Origin of the sequence: Mesorhizobium sp. M4B.F.Ca.ET.089.01.1.1 (assembly GCF_004022605.1) — a bacterium.
GTDB classification, from domain to species: Bacteria; Pseudomonadota; Alphaproteobacteria; order Rhizobiales; family Rhizobiaceae; genus Mesorhizobium; species Mesorhizobium abyssinicae.
Genome location: NZ_RZOS01000758.1, coordinates 1 through 1,720, shown reverse-complemented (window position 1 = coordinate 1,720; position 1,720 = coordinate 1). Strand labels below are relative to the sequence as shown.

At 66.0% G+C, this 1,720-nt stretch carries 1 protein-coding gene and 1 tRNA gene; both read right to left on the bottom strand.

The window, feature by feature from the left end; genetic code table 11:
- Positions 1-41: 41 nt before the first annotated feature.
- Entirely contained in the window at positions 42-1,310 is a 1,269-nt protein-coding gene (locus EN780_RS33560) for a DUF763 domain-containing protein (RefSeq protein WP_128276400.1), read from the bottom strand.
- Between the two features lie 284 nt (positions 1,311-1,594).
- Positions 1,595-1,671 (bottom strand) — tRNA-Met (locus EN780_RS33555).
- Between the last annotated feature and the right edge of the window lie 49 nt (positions 1,672-1,720).

The window sequence follows — 1,720 nt, the reverse complement described above, 5'->3', positions numbered from 1 at the left end:
AACTTGGCATCGCCCTCATCGACCTTGACGCATGAGGACTTTCAGCCCTGTTCTTCCTTGGCGGGCTTGCCGGTCGTCGCCTCTGGCGGCTTCTCCCAGCCGAACACGCTGCGGCCGCCAAGCAGGTGCGACTGGTCGAACTCGCCGGCGACGATCTCTTTCAAACTGGGACCGGTGACGTAGCGCTCGACCTGACGGGACTGGTCGTCCAGCCGCTTCAGGGCGCCGATCTCCTCCTCCCGACCCAGCCTCGCCTTTTGCATCGCCGACTTCAGCACGCCGATCGTTTCATCATAGACCTTGAGCGGCACCGGGAACGGCTGCCGGTCCTTGCCGCCATGCGCCAGGGAAAAGCGTCCGGGATCGGAAAACCGGCATGGCGCGCCGTGCAGAACCTCGGCTACCAGCGCAAGGGCCCGCACCGTGCGGGCACCGACGCCGGGCACCAGCAGCAGCCCGGCAAAATCCTCCGGACCGCGATCGGCCGCCGCCGCGATGTTGCCGTGCAGGCGGCGCATGACGACATCGCTTTCGCGCACATCATGGTGCGCCGGCATCACCAGATGCGGCAGCAGCGGCTGCGCCGGCGGCGGCGGCGCGCCACGCTTCAGCGCCGAAAGCTCGCTCACGATCCGGTCCGGTCCGAGATTGTGCAGAAGCTCCAGTTGCCGCTGTCGCGAGGCATCGGCGCGCCGGTCGGTCAGGTTGACGATCTCCCCTTGGTTGGCGCCCTCGATCGCGGCATGCGGCTGGTCGACGAAGCTTTTCAGGCCTTCGGACAGCCAGTGATAGCGGCGCGCCAACCGGCTATCGCCGTTCATGCCCTGTTGCACGACGACCCAGTTGCCGTCATCGGTGACGATGAAGCCGTGCAGGTAGAGATCGAATCCGTCCTGCACCGCGGCGCTGTCGACCTTGGCGACCAGCCGGCTGGCGGTCGCCAGCCTGTCGCCATCGAAGCCGACGCGCTCGCCGATGGCGGCAAGCTCCTGCGGGGTCTTGCGCGAGTGCGCGCCACGGCCGCCGCAGACGTGGATGCCGAGCTCTTCGGAAAGCGGCGACAGACCGCGCTTCAGGGCGCCGACAACGCTGGTGGTGATCCCGGACGAATGCCAGTCCATGCCCATGACGGCGCCGAAGGACTGGAACCAGAACGGATGCGCCAGGCGGCGCAGCAATTCGTCGCGGCCGTAGTGATGGACGATCGCCTCGCACATGACGGCGCCAAGCCGGGTCATGCGATCGCCGAGCCATTTCGGCACGCGCCCGCCGTGCAGCGGAAGATCCGCACTTCCCGATCGCTGTGCCACCAAGTTTCTCCAGATACGCGGCAGGCTTCTGCGCCTTCGCTCCGGTCAGGAATGCATGGCCGCCGGTTCGATCATCACGCAAGGGACGGCAAAACTGGCGACGGCGCGCAGCCCAAAAGGGCTTTCTGAAGATCGGTTCGGTAGCCCACGGCGTCAAGATCATCGGCGCCGTTCAGCGCTCGACTTTCTTGACGCCGCAGTCACCGGGTCGGCGGGTAGGGCGACCATGGTTGGCTGCCAAAGCAAAAGGCCCGCTGGCGAGGAGCCAAGCGGGCCTTTTGATTTGGTTGCGGGGACAGGATTTGAACCTGTGACCTTCAGGTTATGAGCCTGACGAGCTACCGGGCTGCTCCACCCCGCGTCAACTACGAGCAAGCGTTTGCTTGCGACCACGAGCAAGCGTTGGCTTG